This is a genomic window from Paracoccus sp. R12_2, assembly GCF_017744015.1.
In the GTDB taxonomy this organism is placed as follows: domain Bacteria; phylum Pseudomonadota; class Alphaproteobacteria; order Rhodobacterales; family Rhodobacteraceae; genus Paracoccus.
The window spans coordinates 127,494-142,653 of sequence record NZ_JAGHRA010000006.1 but is presented as its reverse complement, the minus strand read 5'-3'; the positions used below and the strand labels follow the sequence as shown (position 1 = coordinate 142,653).

At 63.3% G+C, this 15,160-nt stretch carries 12 protein-coding genes; 10 read left to right on the top strand and 2 right to left on the bottom strand.

Going from position 1 to position 15,160, the window contains the following annotated elements; all coding sequences use genetic code 11:
• Positions 1 to 100 precede the first annotated feature (100 nt).
• Both J7359_RS09530 and J7359_RS09525 read left to right on the top strand, forming a co-directional pair.
• Positions 101 to 985 carry a hypothetical protein gene (locus J7359_RS09530; RefSeq protein ID WP_209056404.1) on the top strand — a complete coding sequence of 295 codons (885 nt, stop codon included), beginning with the start codon at positions 101 to 103 and terminating at the stop codon, positions 983 to 985.
• The gene (locus tag J7359_RS09525; RefSeq protein WP_209056403.1) at positions 985 to 2,214 is read left to right on the top strand and encodes a Wzz/FepE/Etk N-terminal domain-containing protein; all 1,230 of its coding nucleotides are present in this window, start codon (positions 985 to 987) and stop codon (positions 2,212 to 2,214) included. The genes J7359_RS09530 and J7359_RS09525 overlap by 1 nt, the downstream gene beginning before the upstream one ends.
• 182 nt (positions 2,215 to 2,396) lie before the next feature.
• Here the strand turns inward: J7359_RS09525 and J7359_RS09520 are convergent, their stop codons facing one another.
• Together J7359_RS09520 and J7359_RS09515 are read right to left on the bottom strand one after the other, a co-directional pair.
• On the bottom strand, positions 2,397 to 3,074 hold the full coding sequence (locus J7359_RS09520; RefSeq protein ID WP_209056402.1) for a sugar transferase: 678 nt from the start codon (positions 3,072 to 3,074) through the stop codon (positions 2,397 to 2,399).
• A gap of 425 nt (positions 3,075 to 3,499) precedes the next feature.
• Positions 3,500 to 4,129 (bottom strand): lytic transglycosylase domain-containing protein, encoded by a 630-nt coding sequence (locus tag J7359_RS09515; RefSeq protein ID WP_209056401.1) that lies wholly within the window; start codon positions 4,127 to 4,129, stop codon positions 3,500 to 3,502.
• Between the two features lie 318 nt (positions 4,130 to 4,447).
• Here J7359_RS09515 and gatB point away from each other — a divergent pair, with 318 nt between their 5' ends.
• From gatB to mdoH, 8 genes are all read left to right on the top strand, one after another.
• On the top strand, positions 4,448 to 5,962 hold the full coding sequence (gene gatB, locus J7359_RS09510) for an Asp-tRNA(Asn)/Glu-tRNA(Gln) amidotransferase subunit GatB (protein WP_209056400.1): 1,515 nt from the start codon (positions 4,448 to 4,450) through the stop codon (positions 5,960 to 5,962).
• A gap of 15 nt (positions 5,963 to 5,977) precedes the next feature.
• Entirely contained in the window at positions 5,978 to 7,180 is a 1,203-nt protein-coding gene (locus J7359_RS09505) for a glycosyltransferase N-terminal domain-containing protein (RefSeq protein WP_209056399.1), read from the top strand.
• A 38-nt stretch (positions 7,181 to 7,218) separates the two neighbouring features.
• Positions 7,219 to 7,644 (top strand): DUF1178 family protein, encoded by a 426-nt coding sequence (locus J7359_RS09500; RefSeq protein WP_209056398.1) that lies wholly within the window; start codon positions 7,219 to 7,221, stop codon positions 7,642 to 7,644.
• A 118-nt stretch (positions 7,645 to 7,762) separates the two neighbouring features.
• Positions 7,763 to 9,019 carry an aspartate kinase gene (locus J7359_RS09495; protein WP_209056397.1) on the top strand — a complete coding sequence of 419 codons (1,257 nt, stop codon included), beginning with the start codon at positions 7,763 to 7,765 and terminating at the stop codon, positions 9,017 to 9,019.
• 66 nt (positions 9,020 to 9,085) lie between these two features.
• Positions 9,086 to 11,332, top strand: a complete 2,247-nt coding sequence (ptsP, locus tag J7359_RS09490) for a phosphoenolpyruvate--protein phosphotransferase (protein WP_209056396.1) — start codon at positions 9,086 to 9,088, stop codon at positions 11,330 to 11,332.
• Positions 11,314 to 11,475, top strand: coding sequence for a hypothetical protein (locus J7359_RS09485; protein WP_209056395.1), 162 nt, complete (start codon positions 11,314 to 11,316; stop codon positions 11,473 to 11,475). Before ptsP ends, J7359_RS09485 begins: the two co-directional genes overlap by 19 nt.
• 1 nt (position 11,476) lies before the next feature.
• Positions 11,477 to 13,045 (top strand): glucan biosynthesis protein, encoded by a 1,569-nt coding sequence (locus J7359_RS09480; RefSeq protein ID WP_209056394.1) that lies wholly within the window; start codon positions 11,477 to 11,479, stop codon positions 13,043 to 13,045.
• Positions 13,042 to 15,132, top strand: coding sequence for a glucans biosynthesis glucosyltransferase MdoH (gene mdoH / locus J7359_RS09475; protein WP_209056393.1), 2,091 nt, complete (start codon positions 13,042 to 13,044; stop codon positions 15,130 to 15,132). The genes J7359_RS09480 and mdoH overlap by 4 nt, the downstream gene beginning before the upstream one ends.
• The last annotated feature ends 28 nt before the right edge of the window (positions 15,133 to 15,160 follow it).

Genomic DNA, 15,160 nt, shown 5'->3' with positions numbered 1-15,160 from the left:
AGACTTGTTCTATTGTATAAATTGATTCCGACAATGCATCTGTTAGGCAGGCCATGTATCGGCCAGACTATTTTGCATGGTCACGAATGGGTTGTGAGTAATGAGCTCTGAGACGCCGCAACAAGCGCATGACAAGGCGCCTGCGATCGCGCAGGCGCCTGTAAAGGTCGCACGACTGCGCCTTGATCGCACTGGCAGCCAGAACAATGTCGGACTGACGGCCCTGGACAGCGCACCGGCCTGGTCGGGATTGCGCGCCTTGAACTCGGATCCCGCGACGATGCGGCGTCACAGGCTGTATGCGGAAAGCAGCGACAACGACATCACCCGCCGATTCGACCTGCTGCGCACGCTGATGGCCGACACGATCGAGGAACACGGGATCCTGCGCCTTGGCGTCACCGCGCCTACGCGTGGCTCGGGCACTTCCTTCATTGCTGCGAACCTGGCGTTGGCGATGGCGCGGAGGCCCAGTTCCCGCGTTGTGCTTGCCGACATGAACCTGCGGCGTCCCGGTCTTGCGCGGATGTTCGGCGCGAACCCTCCCGCCCCCTTGTCGGACGTCCTGACCGGCGGCGCGCCGGCGGCGGGCCATCTGCGACTGTTCGGTAATAACCTGGCGCTGCTTCTGAATTCGAAGAACGTCGAAAGCAGCGCCGAGATGCTGCAGGAGCCGGCCACCGCACACGCCTTGCGCGAGATGCGTCAACAGTTTCTGCCGACTTTGGAGATCTATGACCTGCCACCGGTTCTGGGACGCGACGACCTGTTGTCCTTCCTGCCCCAGTTGGACGGGGTGGTGCTGGTGGCGGACGGCACCCGGAACACCAGCCAGCAGGTCCGCGAGGCCGAGGATCTGTTGACCGGACGCACCCGGCTGGTCGCGGTCGTGCTGAACCGCGGAGAGGTCAGAAGATCGGTCTTCGAGATCATTCAGGGTATTCGCGACCGATTTTTCGGCGGTCGAGACAAGGAACAAGTGTAATGGGTAGTCTGGGTTCAATCGGCGATATCGTATCCATGCTGTGGCGGCGCCGCTGGATCATGGGCACCACCATACTGGCCGGTGCTGCGGTCAGCTATCAGGTGGCGGTCAGTCAACCTCACAGCTATCAGGCGTCGGCCATCCTGCAGATCGAGACACCTCGATCCCTGTCCGAGGGGCCGCGTGCCGGCAGCGGCGGCGGCATTCCTGCCGGTTACTGGCTTCAGCTGGTTCAGGCACGACTTATGGTTCGGGAAAACATCCAGACGCTGATCGACAAGTTCGATTTGTTTTCCGACACGCCGCAGATGACAGAGGCGATCCAGGTCGAAGCCGTGCGTCGCGCGTTCAGCATCGAACCGATCACCAGCGGCCAATATTACGGCAACAGCGACCAGTGGCCCGGTGTGCTGCGCGTGACCGCAACCATGTCCACGCCGGAACTGGCTGCCGATATGGCGAATGAAATGGCGCGCAGCGTCCTTGACCTGAATGCCAATACCCAGACCGAGCGGACGCAGGAGACGCTGGAATTCTATAGTCGCGAAGAGGCCAGGATCGCGGCGCAGATCGATGCCGTTGAAGACGAGATGGCGTCGTTCCGCAATGAGAACCTGGACGTTCTGCCGACAACCGTTCTGGACAATCGTCCCGACGAGATGCGCACGATCGATGGCGAACTGAACGAGATATCCGGTGAACTTCTGGAAACGCGCAGCGCCTACGAAGAGCTTGTCTCTCGCGGCACGCTGAGCACGATCGAACAGCGCCAGGCGCGAGAGATCGAAAGTCGAATCCAGGTTCTGACGACACGCGAACAACAACTGCAGGATCGGATGACCGAGATCCGAGCTTCGGGTCGGCGCAGCGTCAATGCCGAAGCTCAGATGCAGGCCTTCGAACGCCGCCTTGTCAATCTGCGCGAACAGCAGGCCGAAATGGGTGCGCGCCGCGCTGCGGCCGAAACCGCGCAGCGCCTGAATGTCGAACAGGAAGGCGAACAGTTCATCCTGCTGGAACAGGCGGTCCAGCCCGACTATCCGCTTTCCTCGGGCCGCAAGAAGATCATGGTTTTCGGCCTGGCCGGATCGATGATGCTCGCATTGGCCATTGCGGTTCTACTGGAGATGCTGAAGCCGGTGCTGAGATCTGCCGGACAGATGGAGCGTGGGACAGGCCTGCGCCCGGTGGTGACGATCCCCGAAATTCGCGAGAAGCGCAGCGGCTGAGTGCCGCTGCTTCGCCGCGTCCGCGCAAACCCGATGGGCTGACGATCAGCCTGTGCGTGTGTGTGCAGCATCGAACGGTAAGACCGCGCACAAGCCGGACTTCGACAAAGAAAGACCGGCCGCCTCTGACAGAGGCGGCCGGTCTTTCATTCAGGTCAAGGATGATCGAAGGGGGCTTGCGATCAGCAACCCGTCGCGCGCATCACCACCCCGAAGGTGCGGAAAAGGATCGCGACATCACCCGTCAGGGACAGATCCCGCTCATAGCGATCATCGTACCATGCACGGTCCGCGAACGACGTCGCGTTGCGTCCCGTGGTCTGCCAGAAGCCGGTGATACCCGGACGCAGGCCGTAATAACCGGTGCCTTCATACATCTCTTGCTGTTCGGGCATCATCGGCCGCGGCCCGATCAGGCTCATGTCGCCTTTCAGAACGTTCCACAACTGCGGCAACTCATCCATCGAGCTGCGGCGCAGAAGCCGACCGAAGCGGGTCACACGGGGATCTTGGCGAAGTTTCTGTGTCTCATCCCATTCGCGTTTAGCCTCGGGATTTTCATCAAGATAGGCAGAAAGCCGCTGATCGGCATCCACAACCATACTGCGCAGTTTCCACATCCGATAAAGCCGTCCGCTCCGCCCGATCCGCAATTGCGAGTAGAACGGATTACCGCCATCCCGCATAACGAGAAAAGCCAAAACAAACACAATCGAAACGATAAACGGCGCGGCCATCACGACCAGAAGAATATCAAGCGGACGTTTGAGAAACGTTCGGTAAAACCACGGCTTTGGCTGTCTGGAGGTCTTTACGCCTGCAACTGAAACACCGGCAACCATTTGATTATCCATCGACATATCGCCCACACTATTGACACACGGCAACCTGCCCTCCGACTACAACTGCCACTGACGGCACTGTGAACTGTCGAAGGCCCCTCGCCAAAAACCACTGCGCCTGGCGCCTTTTCGCATCGAGGAGGAGATGCCTTTTAACGAGGTGAAGATAACATCTCGGCACGTTTCCGCCCATCGTTAAAACTATAATAAACTGGAATCGGACCTGCCTTTTGGGACAGGTCAAATGCCGTGGCGCACCAAATGAGTGCTGAAACGTTTTGGAATTCAACCCTTGCGGTACTAGCGCCTCGGCGGAATTTCACCCGTGGCGTTTTACATCGAATCTCGATTCGAAAGTCGGGTTTACGCCGACCGCCGGACGCGGGCGCCGCCAGCTGCAGTATGGGTGAGGATGCTGGCCAACAAACCGGACCAGCCCGGGTTCAACCGGCGATATCGGCGGTGCAATAGCTCTGGCTACTGGTCCACGCGGCGATATCTGCGCGCTTCGACGCGCTGCGCATCGGCGCCCAGTCGCGCGCCACACCACGCCAGCCGCCGCTGCCGTCGCGAACCACGGCGTTGTCGCGGCCCACCTGACGCGACATGATGCGGACTGCGCAGTCCATGTTGTCGGCGCCATTGGTAATGTTTCCGCTGCAGCCATAGTGACGCCAGGTCGCCGGCGCGATCTGCATCAGCCCCAGCCACCTGCCGCCACCGCCGCTGGCCTGCGGATTGTAGGTGCTTTCGTGCTTTGCCAGCGCCGACAGAAGTCCGGCCCAGAACGCCTTGCGCCCAGTGTGCCCCAGTTCGGCATAATTGGGGCAGTATGTCTGGATGTCATGCGGCACGTTCGACAGGATGGTGACCCCGTCGCGATCCAGTGCCGCCAGCGTGGCCCGGGTCCATTCGTCCGAACCGTTGCGCGCGCCCCAGCGCATCGGCGGACGCGACGCAAGCTGCATCTGCTGTGCCTCGGCCTGGATCTGCGCTTTGGTCTTGGGCTCGATCTCCGACTGACACCCTGCCAGGGCAAGAAAGGCGGCGAAGGACAGGATGGCGGCGCGCATGCGACTCTCGGGGTTGACTGTTGCCCGTTCTCGTTAGTCTTGGTGGCGTGCGACGCAAGCTTGGCGCATTTGCTTCGGCAAGATCACGCCACCAGCAATGTCTATGGTGACGAAAATCCGCCGATCCGTGCGTTTTTCCCGGATCTGTGTTCAACTTTGCGCAGTTCGGCTCTCACCTCCGGCATCGACCCTCGTCGAATCGGCTCGGTCCACCGAACCGGACCGAAACCACGCGGCAGGTGACCGCGACCCGTGACAATGGTTGCGGGCTGGCCTAGAACCGCTGCCACACCGCCATTTCGCATGCGAGGCACCTGGATGCTTGATCACCTCACCTTCACATCACCGGAACCAAAGACGATCGCCGGCGCCAAGGGCGACTGGGAAATGGTCATCGGCCTGGAGGTGCATGCGCAGGTTGCCTCGAAGGCCAAGCTTTTCTCGGGCGCCTCGACCGAATTCGGGGCCGAACCGAATAGCAATGTCGCCTTCGTCGATGCAGCCATGCCCGGCATGCTGCCCGTCATCAACGAATTCTGCGTGGCCCAGGCGGTGCGCACCGGGCTGGGACTGAAGGCCGCGATCAACCTGCGCAGCGCCTTCGACCGCAAGAATTACTTCTACCCGGACCTGCCGCAGGGTTACCAGATCAGCCAGCTGTATCATCCGATCGTCGGCGAGGGTGAGGTGATCGTGGACATGGCGCCCGGTGTCGCACGCCGTGTCAGGATCGAACGCATCCATATGGAACAGGATGCGGGAAAGTCGATCCACGACATGGACCCGAACATGTCCTTCGTGGACCTGAACCGCACCGGCGTCGCGCTGATGGAAATCGTCAGCCGCCCCGACATCCGTGGCCCCGAAGAGGCCGCCGCCTATGTCGCCAAGCTGCGTCAGATCATGCGCTATCTGGGCACCTGCGACGGCAACATGCAGAACGGCAACCTGCGCGCCGACGTGAATGTCAGCGTCTGCCCGCCCGGCGCCTACGAGAAATACCAGGAGACCGAGGATTTCAGCCATCTGGGCACGCGCTGCGAGATCAAGAACATGAACTCGATGCGGTTCATCCAGGCCGCCATCGAATACGAGGCGCGACGTCAGATCGCCATTCTGGAAGACGGCGGCAGCATCGTCCAGGAAACCCGTCTCTACGATCCCGACAAGGGCGAAACCCGGTCGATGCGCAGCAAGGAAGAGGCGCATGATTACCGCTATTTCCCCGATCCCGATCTGCTGCCGCTGGAGATCGAGCAGACATGGGTCGATGCCATCGAAGCCGACATGCCCGAACTGCCGGATGAAAAGAAGGCCCGGTTCGTGAAGGATATGGGACTTTCGGAATATGACGCGGGTGTTCTGACCGCAGATGTCGATAACGCCAATTATTTCGAGGCCGTGGCGCAGGGCCGGGACGGCAAGATGGCCGCCAACTGGGTGATCAACGAATTGTTCGGACGCCTGAACAAGGAAGGACTCGGCGTCGAGACCTCGCCGATTTCGGCCGCACAGTTGGGCGGCGTGATCGACCTGATCGCCAAGGGCGACATTTCGGGCAAGATCGCGAAGGACCTGTTCGAGATATTGTGGACCGAGGGCGGCGATCCGGCGGAAATCGTCGAGACGCGCGGCATGAAGCAGGTGACCGACATGGGGGCGATCGAGGCTGCCGTGGACGAGATCATCGCCGCCAATCCCGCGCAGGTCGAAAAGGCAAAGGCCAATCCGAAGCTGGCTGGCTGGTTCGTCGGCCAGGTTCTGAAGGCCACCGGCGGCAAGGCCAATCCGGCGGCGGTGAACAAGCTGGTCGCCGAAAAACTGTCCCAATAGGCCGCGAACGCGCGGATGATCTATGCGGTCACCTCACGCCTTGCCGAAGCCGCGCTGCGCGTGCGGGCACGGCTTGGCGGATCGCAGGATCTGCGGCAGAGGCTGCTGGCTGACGCGCCGCCCGGCAGGGCAGATATCTGGGTCCATGGGGCATCTGTCGGCGAATTGACCTCGGCCCGCCCTGTGATCGAGGCGCTGGCCCGTGGAACCCGCGTGATCGTGACGGCCAATTCGCCGACCGGACGCGACATGGTCTCGGCCTGGGGGCTGCCCGCACGGCTGGCCCCGCTCGACATGCCGGGCGCGCTGACGCGGTTTCTTGACGCCGTGCAGCCCCGGCTGCAACTGACCGTCGAAAGCGAGTTCTGGCCGTTGCGGTCGCGCCTGCTGGCCGAGCGCGGCGTCAGCCAGGCCGTGATCGGGGCGCGCATGTCGCAACGCTCGGCGGGATTATGGTCGCGGCTGCCGGGCGTCATCGGCCCGATGCTGGGACGTATCTCAGCCCTGTCCGCACAGGACGGCGGCAGCGAAACCCGGCTGCGGGAACTCGGCCTGCCCGAACGGGCGCTGCTGCCCGCGCTGGACCTGAAGCTGCTGACCCCTGCCCGTGTTGTCCCACCGCCCGACGACGCCGCGCGTGACCGGACCGTGCTGGCCGCATCGACGCATGAAGGCGAAGAAGCGGCGATTCTGGACGGCTGGCTTGCGGCACGGCGCCTTCATCCGGGTCTGCGCCTGATCCTTGCCATCCGTCATCCCGCGCGCGCCGACGAGGTCGCCGGACTGATCGCCGAGCGCAGCCTGCCGGTGGTCCGCCGGTCTGAAACCCTTGGGCAGGATCTGATCGGCGCACCCGTGCTGCTGGCAGACACGCTGGGAGAGATGGACCAATGGTATCGACAAGCGGCGATCTGTCTGGTGGCGGGTTCGCTGGTCGACAAGGGCGGCCACACACCCTGGGAACCGGCGGCCCATCGCTGCGCAATCCTGCACGGTCCCTACGTCTCGAATTTTTCCGATGCCTATGCCGCGCTGGAAGATGCGGGCGCCGCACGATCTGTCGATGCCGCCGGTCTTGGTGCGGCGCTGTCCGGGCTTGCCGGTGACGCGATGCAGGCGCGGCGGATGGGATCTGCGGCACGGGCGCTGCTGACGGCGCGCGCAGGCGATCCGACGCCGCTGATCGCCCATCTGCGCGATCTTGCGAATTCTCGCTGAGGCCCCGATATATTCAGGACGATGTTCGGGGAAGTCACATGATCCGTTATGATCTGCGCTGCAAGGAAGGCCATGCCTTCGACGGCTGGTTCCGCTCGTCCGACGGGTTCGAGAAGATGCGGGCCGCAGGCCAGGTCGTGTGCGCGCAATGCGGATCGGGACAGGTCGAAAAACTGCTGATGGCCCCATCGGTGTCAAAGGAAGCCGCCGGCCGCGAACGCCCCCTGGCCCCGAAACCGGGCAATGAGGCCGAGGCCGCGCTTGCCAGGTTGCGTGCGCATGTCGAGGCGAACTCGGACTATGTCGGCCTGCGCTTCGCAGATGAGGCCCGCGCGATGCATGAAGGCCGCAGCGAACACCGCTCGATCCACGGCGAAGCGCGCCCGGCCGAGGCACGAAAGCTGGTCGAGGAAGGCGTGCCCATCGCCCCTCTGCCCTTCATTCCGCGCCGGAAGTCCAACTGAGCCGACGCGCCGGTGCGGGCCCAACTTGCCCGCGCATATCTTTCATCGCCCCTTGCCCTTTCTGCACGCCCCCCATACAAGCCCCGCCGATGATGAACCCTGAGGCTGGAGGCCCGCGATGCCGCTTCTGGTGATGAAATTCGGCGGAACGTCCGTGGCCGATCTGGACCGGATCAAGAATGCCGCCAAGAAGGTGCAACGCGAGGTCGATCGCGGATACGACGTCATCGTGATCGTCAGCGCGATGTCGGGCAAGACCAACGAACTGGTCGGCTGGGTCGAAAAGACCTCGCCCCTGTTCGACGCCCGCGAATACGATGCCGTGGTCAGTTCGGGCGAGAACGTGACCGCAGGGCTGATGGCCCTGACCCTGCAGGAGATGGGGGTTCCGGCGCGCAGCTGGCAGGGCTGGCAGGTGCCGATCAACACCACCGCCGCCCATTCCGCCGCGCGCTTTGTCGATATTCCGCGCGACAATCTGGACCAGAAATTCTCGGAAGGCTTCAAGGTCGCGGTCGTGGCAGGTTTTCAGGGTCTGGCGCCTGATGGGCGCATCACGACTCTGGGGCGCGGTGGATCGGACACGACCGCAGTGGCCTTTGCGGCAGCCTTCGACGCCGAACGCTGCGACATCTATACCGATGTGGACGGCGTCTATACCACCGATCCGCGCATCACCTCGAAGGCGCGCAAGCTTCCGAAGATCGCGTTCGAGGAAATGCTGGAACTGGCCAGTCTTGGCGCCAAGGTCCTGCAGACCCGCTCGGTCGAGCTTGCAATGCGCTACAAGGTCAGGCTGCGCGTGCTATCCTCGTTCGAGGATACCGATGAGAATTCCGGAACGCTGATCTGCGATGAGGATGAAATCATGGAATCGAAAGTCGTCAACGGCGTCGCCTCTTCGCGGGAAGAGGCCAAGATCACCCTGGTGACCGTGGAGGACCGGCCCGGCATCTCGGCGGGCATCTTTGCCCCGCTGGCCGAGGCGGGCGTGAACGTGGACATGATCGTCCAGAACATTTCGGAAAAGAACTTCGAGCATCACCAGGGATCGGTGACCGACATGACCTTCTCGGTGCCGATCAATCAGGTCGAGCGCGCCAAGCGCGCCATGGAAGAGGCGCGTGCCGCCGGCACCATCGCCTATGATGAACTGATCGTGGATACCGAAGTGGCGAAGGTCAGCGTCGTGGGCATCGGGATGCGCAGCGCGGCCGGTGTCGCGGCGCGGATGTTCAAGGCACTTGCCGACGAAAACATCAACATCAAGGTCATCGCAACCAGCGAGATCAAGATTTCGGTGCTGATCGACCGCAAGTATATGGAACTTGCAGTTCAGGCACTGCATGATGCCTTCGGCCTCGAAGCGGCCTGATCAAAGCCGGACGGAAGATCCGGAACAGGCCCGCGGGGCCATCGCGACAGCAAAGGCAGGCACGCGATGCAAGACCGCAAGGACAGCGATTCACGCAAGCTGCTTCGGCGGCTGAAAGAGATTCTGGCCGCGCCCGGCGGCGGTCAGGATCGGCTGGATCAGATCACCCATCACATCGCCGATTCGATGGGCTCGCAGGTCTGTTCGATCTATCTTTTCCGCGATCCCCAGACGCTGGAACTGTGCGCGACCGAGGGGCTGAGGGCCGAGGCCGTCCATCAGACCCGATTGCGCCTGGGTGAAGGTCTGGTCGGTCGCGTCGCACGCACCGGCCGCCACGTGAACACCGCCGACGCGCCGTCCGAACCCGGTTTCCGGTTCATGCCCGAGACAGGGGAAGAGGTCTTCCCCAGCTTTCTTGGCGTGCCGATCCAACGGGTCGGAGAAAAGCTGGGTGTCCTGGTGGTCCAGTGTTCCGATGCGCGGCAGTTCAGCGAGGATGAGGTCTACGGGCTCGAGGTCGTCGCCATGGTGCTGGCCGAGATGACCGAACTTGGCGCGTTTCAGGGCAGCCAGTCCGACAGCCTGCCTTTGGCACATCGCTTCCCGCTGATGCTGCGGGGCACCACCGGTCAGGAAGGCGTCGCCGAAGGACATGTCTGGCTGCACGAGCCGCGCGTCGTCGTCTCGAACCCGGTCGGCGACGATCCCGACCGCGAACTGGTGCGGCTGCACGAGGGTGTCGAACAGTTGCGGACCAAAGTCGATTCGATGATGGCCGCAGCGGACATGGACGGCGAAGGCGAACACGCCGCCGTTCTGGAAACCTATCGGATGTTCGCCCATTCGCGCAGCTGGCTGAAGCGCATGGAAGAGGATATCCGGCTTGGCCTGTCAGCCGAGGCCGCGGTCGAGAAGGAACAGTCCGCGGCACGGGCCCGGCTGGAAATGGCCGCCGATCCCTATCTGCGCGACCGCCTGCACGATCTGGATGATCTGTCGAACCGGCTGCTGAGGATCCTGACCGGTCAGGGCATCGACACCGGCGCCGAGATGCCGGAAGACCCGATCCTGATCGCCCGGAACATAGGTCCGGCGGAACTGCTGGAATACGGCCGCCGCCTGAAGGGGGTGGTGCTGGAAGAAGGTTCGGTCGGCAGCCACGCCGCCATCGTCGCGCGCGCGCTGGCCATTCCGCTGGTGATCCATGCGGAACGGATCACCACCGAGGCGCTGAATGGCGACCCGATCCTGGTCGATGGCGATCAGGGGGTCGTGCATCTGCGCCCCGAGGAATCCGTCGCCACGGCGTTTCGCGACAAGATGGCGATGCAGGCCGAGGCACAGAATCGCTACGCGGATCTGCGGTCCTTGCCGGCCACCGGCACCTGCGGAACCACGATCCAGTTGTTCATGAACGCGGGGCTGATGGCCGATCTGCCGTCGCTGGAAGGCTCGGGCGCCGAAGGCGTGGGGTTGTTCCGGACCGAATTGCAGTTCCTGACGCGCAACCATGTTCCGCGCCGGGGCGAACTGGCGGATCTTTATCGGCACGTCATGGACCGCGCGATGGGCAAGCCGGTCATGTTCCGGACACTGGACATCGGATCGGACAAGGTGCTGCCCTACATGAAGCCCCAGGACGAACCGAATCCCGCCATGGGTTGGCGCGCGATCCGGGTCGGGCTGGACAAGCGAGGGGTGCTGCGCATGCAGTTGCAGGCGCTGATCCGCGCCGCTGTAGGCCGGCCCCTGCACGTGATGTTCCCCTTCATCGCCGACATGAGCGAGTACGAGGACGCCTATCGGATCCTGATGCAGGAATTGTCGCGCGAACAACGGCTTGGCCATCAGATGCCGACGGATATCCGTGTCGGCGCGATGCTGGAAACGCCCTCGATGGCCTTCGCACCCCGAAAGTTCTTCGAGATGTGCGATTTCGTGTCGATCGGCGGGAACGACCTGAAGCAGTTCTTCTTCGCCGCGGACCGCGAGAACGAACGCGTGCGGCGGCGTTACGATACGATGAATGCATCGTTCCTGGCGCTGCTGCGGCAGATCGTGGCGCGCTGCGAGGACGCACGGGTGCCGCTGTCCTTCTGCGGCGAGGATGCGGGACGCCCGGTCGAGGCGCTGACCTTTGCCGCGCTTGGGATCCGCCGCCTGTCGATGCGGCCGGCATCGATTGGGCCGGTCAAGCACCTGGTCCGCCGTGTTTCGATCGCCGATCTGCGCAAGGTGATTGATGAGGCGCAGGACAGTGGCGTGACCAATCTGCGCAGGCCGGTGACGGAATGGCTGGCACAACAGTGACCGGCATCGGCAGAAAAGCGCCCAACGACAGCCATTTTACTGGCCTGATGCAACCTGAGGGCATCATTCGTCGTTTCCGACCTGTCTTGCCGCGCCGCGGCGAGACGGATATAGTCCTCGGGTTTTCCAAGCAAATCTCGTGATATGAAGCGTCGTCAATTTCTCAATGCCGCCACAGCCCTGGCCGCCGGCGGTTCGCTGGCCGCAACGCCTGTGAACGCGCAATCCGCAGCCGACAGTGCCAACGCTGCCGAGAACGAGGCGCCGACATCCGCGCCGACCGTGTTCGGCTTCGAAGAGGTCGCCCAGTTGGCGGCGGAACGCGCAACGCGCATTTACACCCAACCTGTCGCCGAACAGGTCGGCAGCTTTGCCGATCTGAACTATGATCAGTATCGCGGCATACGTTTTCGCCGTGACGCCGATCCGCTGGGGGGCAAGGGCCGCTTCAGCATGGATCTGCTGCCGCCCGGGGCGATCTTCTACGAGCCGGTGAATATCAGCATCGTCCGCGACGGCCAGCCCCAGACACTGGCTTTCGATCCGCATCTGCTGGAATTTGATCCCTCGCAGTTTCCAGACGGCGCCGATCTGGAAACCAAGGGCGAGATGGGATGGTCGGGTTTCCGTCTGCGCACGGTGCTGAACCGGCCCGGTACCATGGACGAATTCCTGGTGTTCCAGGGCGCCAGCTATTTCCGCGCCGTTGCACGCGGCACGCTTTACGGCCTGTCTGCGCGCGGGCTTGCCATCAAGACCGGCAGTTCCGACGGCGAGGAATTTCCCCTGTTCACCGATTTCTGGATCCACGAGCCGGACGAGACGTCCGAATGGGTTCGCATCCATGCCGTGCTGGACAGCAAGTCGCTGACTGCCGCGTTCCAGTTCGACGTCAATCCCGGCGCCGTGACCATGATCCGGACCCGCGTCGCGATTTTCCCGCGCATCGATCTGCAGAATACCGGCATCGCGCCGCTGACCTCGATGTTCTGGTTCAGCCCGGCCAGTCGCAGGACGGTCGACGACTATCGCCCGGCAGTGCATGACAGCGACGGATTGCAGATGCATACCGGGGCCGGTCAGGCGTTGTGGCGGACGCTGGCCTCTCACAAGGCGTTGCAAACCTCTTCCTTCATGGACAACAATCCGCACGGTTTCGGGCTGATTCAGCGCAATCGCGACTTTATCGACTACCAGGACGCCGAGGCGATGTATCACCAGCGTCCGTCTGCGTGGATCCAGCCAGAGGGGGACTGGGGCGAAGGCGAAGTCCGGCTGATCGAGATCCCGGTCGAGAACGAGTTCAACGATAACGTCGTCAGCTACTGGCTGCCCAAGGAACCGCTGGTCAAGGATCAGCGGCACGAATTCCGCTATCGCCTCAGCTTCGCACCGCTGCCACCCAATGACGTGCCGCTGGCCAAGGTTCGGCAGGTACGGTCGGGCCGGTCGATCAATGTTGAAACGACCCGCAGCTTCATCGTCGATTTCGACCTGTCGCTGTTTGATGACGACATGCCCGAATCCAAGGTCACCACTTCGGCGGGCAAGATCGTCCACGCCTATCTCAAGCCTCTGCCCGATCAGCATGTTCTGCGCCTTGCCTTCGAATTCGAGCCGGGCGACGCGGAAGAGGCCGATCTTCAGGCACTGCTGACCGACAAGAACGGCGTCGCGCTTAGCGAAAGCTGGCTTGCACGCTGGACCGCATGAGCATCCCCGTCGCGATCACCCGGCCATCGGCGGCGATCCCGCCCGAGGCCCCGTTGGACATGCCGGTTCAGGATTTCGGCGCCCCGCATCCCGCGCCGCGCCGCCGGCAGCGCGAGGGCTGGCGCGTCTGGCTGGCACGCCTGATCGCATTTGGCGGAACTGCCTCGCTGGCCGTGATCGGCTTTTCCCAGATGCTGCAGACATTCGGCGACAAGCCGACACCGATGCAGTGGGCGCTGCTGGTGCTGTTCGTTCCGACCTTCGCCTGGGTCGGGTTCTCGTTCTGCGGGCTGATCGCCGGACTTCTGGCTCCTCGCCTGCGAACTCCCCACGACCCCAATACGGCACGTGTCGCGGTGATCATGCCCATATATCATGAAGATGCTACGAAAAGCATCGGCCTGTTGACCGCGCTCGCCGGCGAACTGGCGCAAGAGGGCATGGCAGAACGCACCGAGATCTTTGTGCTGTCCGACAGCCGCGATCCGTCGATCGCCGTGAACGAGACGCTGGCGATCGACGCCGCGCGTGCCGCATCGCCGGTGCCGATCTGGTATCGGCGCAGGCAGACCAACGAAGACAGAAAATCCGGCAACGTGGCCGAATTTGTCCGTCGCTGGGGCGGGCGCTATGATCAGATGGTGGTGCTGGACGCCGACAGCGTGATGACCGGCAACACGATCCGCCAGATGTCGGCCCGCATGAATGCCGATCCGGATCTGGCGCTGATCCAGACCATGCCGGTGCTGATCGGCGGCGAAACCATCTTTGCGCGGCTGACCCAGTTCGCCGGTCGTGTCTATGGCCCGATGATCGCACGCGGCGTCGCCGCCTGGTCGGGCAATACCGGCAATTACTGGGGGCACAACGCGATGATCCGCGTCAGGGCGTTCGCGGAATGCTGCGGCCTGCCGCGCCTGCCCGGCAGCCCCCCTTTCGGCGGCACCATCCTCAGCCATGATTTCGTCGAGGCGGCGGCCTTGTGCCGTGCCGGTTGGAAGGTGCGGCTGGATCACGATCTGCGCGGCAGTTTCGAAGGCTGTCCGCCGACGCTTCTGGACATGGCGGCGCGCGAACGCCGTTGGGCGCAGGGCAATCTTCAGCATTCGCGGCTGTTCGGCATGAAGGGCGCACGTGCCATCAGCCGCGTGCATTTCGCCATCGGCATCATGGGCTTCCTGATGAGCCCGATCTGGCTTGCGCTGATCCTTGTCGGGCTTGTGCTATCTGCGACCGTGCTGCTGTCCACGCCAGAATATTTCCCGAACGCCTACCAGTTGTTCCCCGAATGGCCGATCTTCGACGCCCGCAGGATGCTGTGGCTGTTCATCGGCGCGATGGCGCTGCTGCTGCTTCCCAAGCTGATCGCGACGTTCCGCGCCTGGATGCGGCCGCTGGCCCGCGCCTCGGGCGGCCCCGTGCGGATCTTTGCCAGCTCGCTGTTCGAAATCCTGTTGTCGGCCCTGATCGCCCCGGTCCAGATGCTGATCCAGACCCGCCAGATCTTCGAGATCCTGCGCGGCCGGGACAGCGGCTGGAATGCCCAGACCCGTGCCGGATCGATGCCCGGCTGGGGTGTCGTGATCGCACGGCACTGGGTGCATGTGCTGTTGGGCCTTGGCACGCTGATCGTGCTGGCGCAGTTTTCGCCGCCGCAGCTGATCTGGCTGTCGCCGATCCTTGCCGGGCTGATCCTGTCCCCGTTCACGTCGCGCTTTTCGGCCAGCCCCGTCTTCGGGCGTTGGGCAAGGATGCGCGGCCTTCTTGTCACGCCCGAGGAACGCAGCGTCCCCCCGCTGTTGTCCGACGCGTCATCGGCCACCCGCGCCCTGCCCCGGCCGCTGCCCGAAGACAGTGCGATCTTGCATCTGGGCGACGATCCCGCGGCGCTGGCCAGCCACTGCGCGCTGCTGGAACCGGACAGGGATATGCCGCAGTCGCGCCGTCTGGACCTGATCACCGCCGAAGCCAAGATTGACCACGCCACCACCCGAACCGAGGCCCTGGGCTTTCTGGACCGCGCCGAGACCGAGGCGCTTGTCTCGGACGCAGCGTTGCTGCAACGCTGGAGCCGCCTGCCAGCTTGAGCAGCGGCGGTCCATAAGATATCGAGCC

Excerpts from the sequence above, each read along its gene's own strand:
- J7359_RS09530 (WP_209056404.1), top strand. The coding sequence starts at position 101 with ATGAGCTCTGAGACGCCGCAACAAGCGCATGACAAGGCGCCTGCGATC.
- J7359_RS09525 (WP_209056403.1), top strand. The coding sequence starts at position 985 with ATGGGTAGTCTGGGTTCAATCGGCGATATCGTATCCATGCTGTGGCGG.
- J7359_RS09520 (WP_209056402.1), bottom strand. The coding sequence starts at position 3,074 with ATGTCGATGGATAATCAAATGGTTGCCGGTGTTTCAGTTGCAGGCGTA.
- J7359_RS09515 (WP_209056401.1), bottom strand. The coding sequence starts at position 4,129 with ATGCGCGCCGCCATCCTGTCCTTCGCCGCCTTTCTTGCCCTGGCAGGG.
- gatB (WP_209056400.1), top strand. The coding sequence starts at position 4,448 with ATGCTTGATCACCTCACCTTCACATCACCGGAACCAAAGACGATCGCC.
- J7359_RS09505 (WP_209056399.1), top strand. The coding sequence starts at position 5,978 with ATGATCTATGCGGTCACCTCACGCCTTGCCGAAGCCGCGCTGCGCGTG.
- J7359_RS09500 (WP_209056398.1), top strand. The coding sequence starts at position 7,219 with ATGATCCGTTATGATCTGCGCTGCAAGGAAGGCCATGCCTTCGACGGC.
- J7359_RS09495 (WP_209056397.1), top strand. The coding sequence starts at position 7,763 with ATGCCGCTTCTGGTGATGAAATTCGGCGGAACGTCCGTGGCCGATCTG.
- ptsP (WP_209056396.1), top strand. The coding sequence starts at position 9,086 with ATGCAAGACCGCAAGGACAGCGATTCACGCAAGCTGCTTCGGCGGCTG.
- J7359_RS09485 (WP_209056395.1), top strand. The coding sequence starts at position 11,314 with ATGGCTGGCACAACAGTGACCGGCATCGGCAGAAAAGCGCCCAACGAC.
- J7359_RS09480 (WP_209056394.1), top strand. The coding sequence starts at position 11,477 with ATGAAGCGTCGTCAATTTCTCAATGCCGCCACAGCCCTGGCCGCCGGC.
- mdoH (WP_209056393.1), top strand. The coding sequence starts at position 13,042 with ATGAGCATCCCCGTCGCGATCACCCGGCCATCGGCGGCGATCCCGCCC.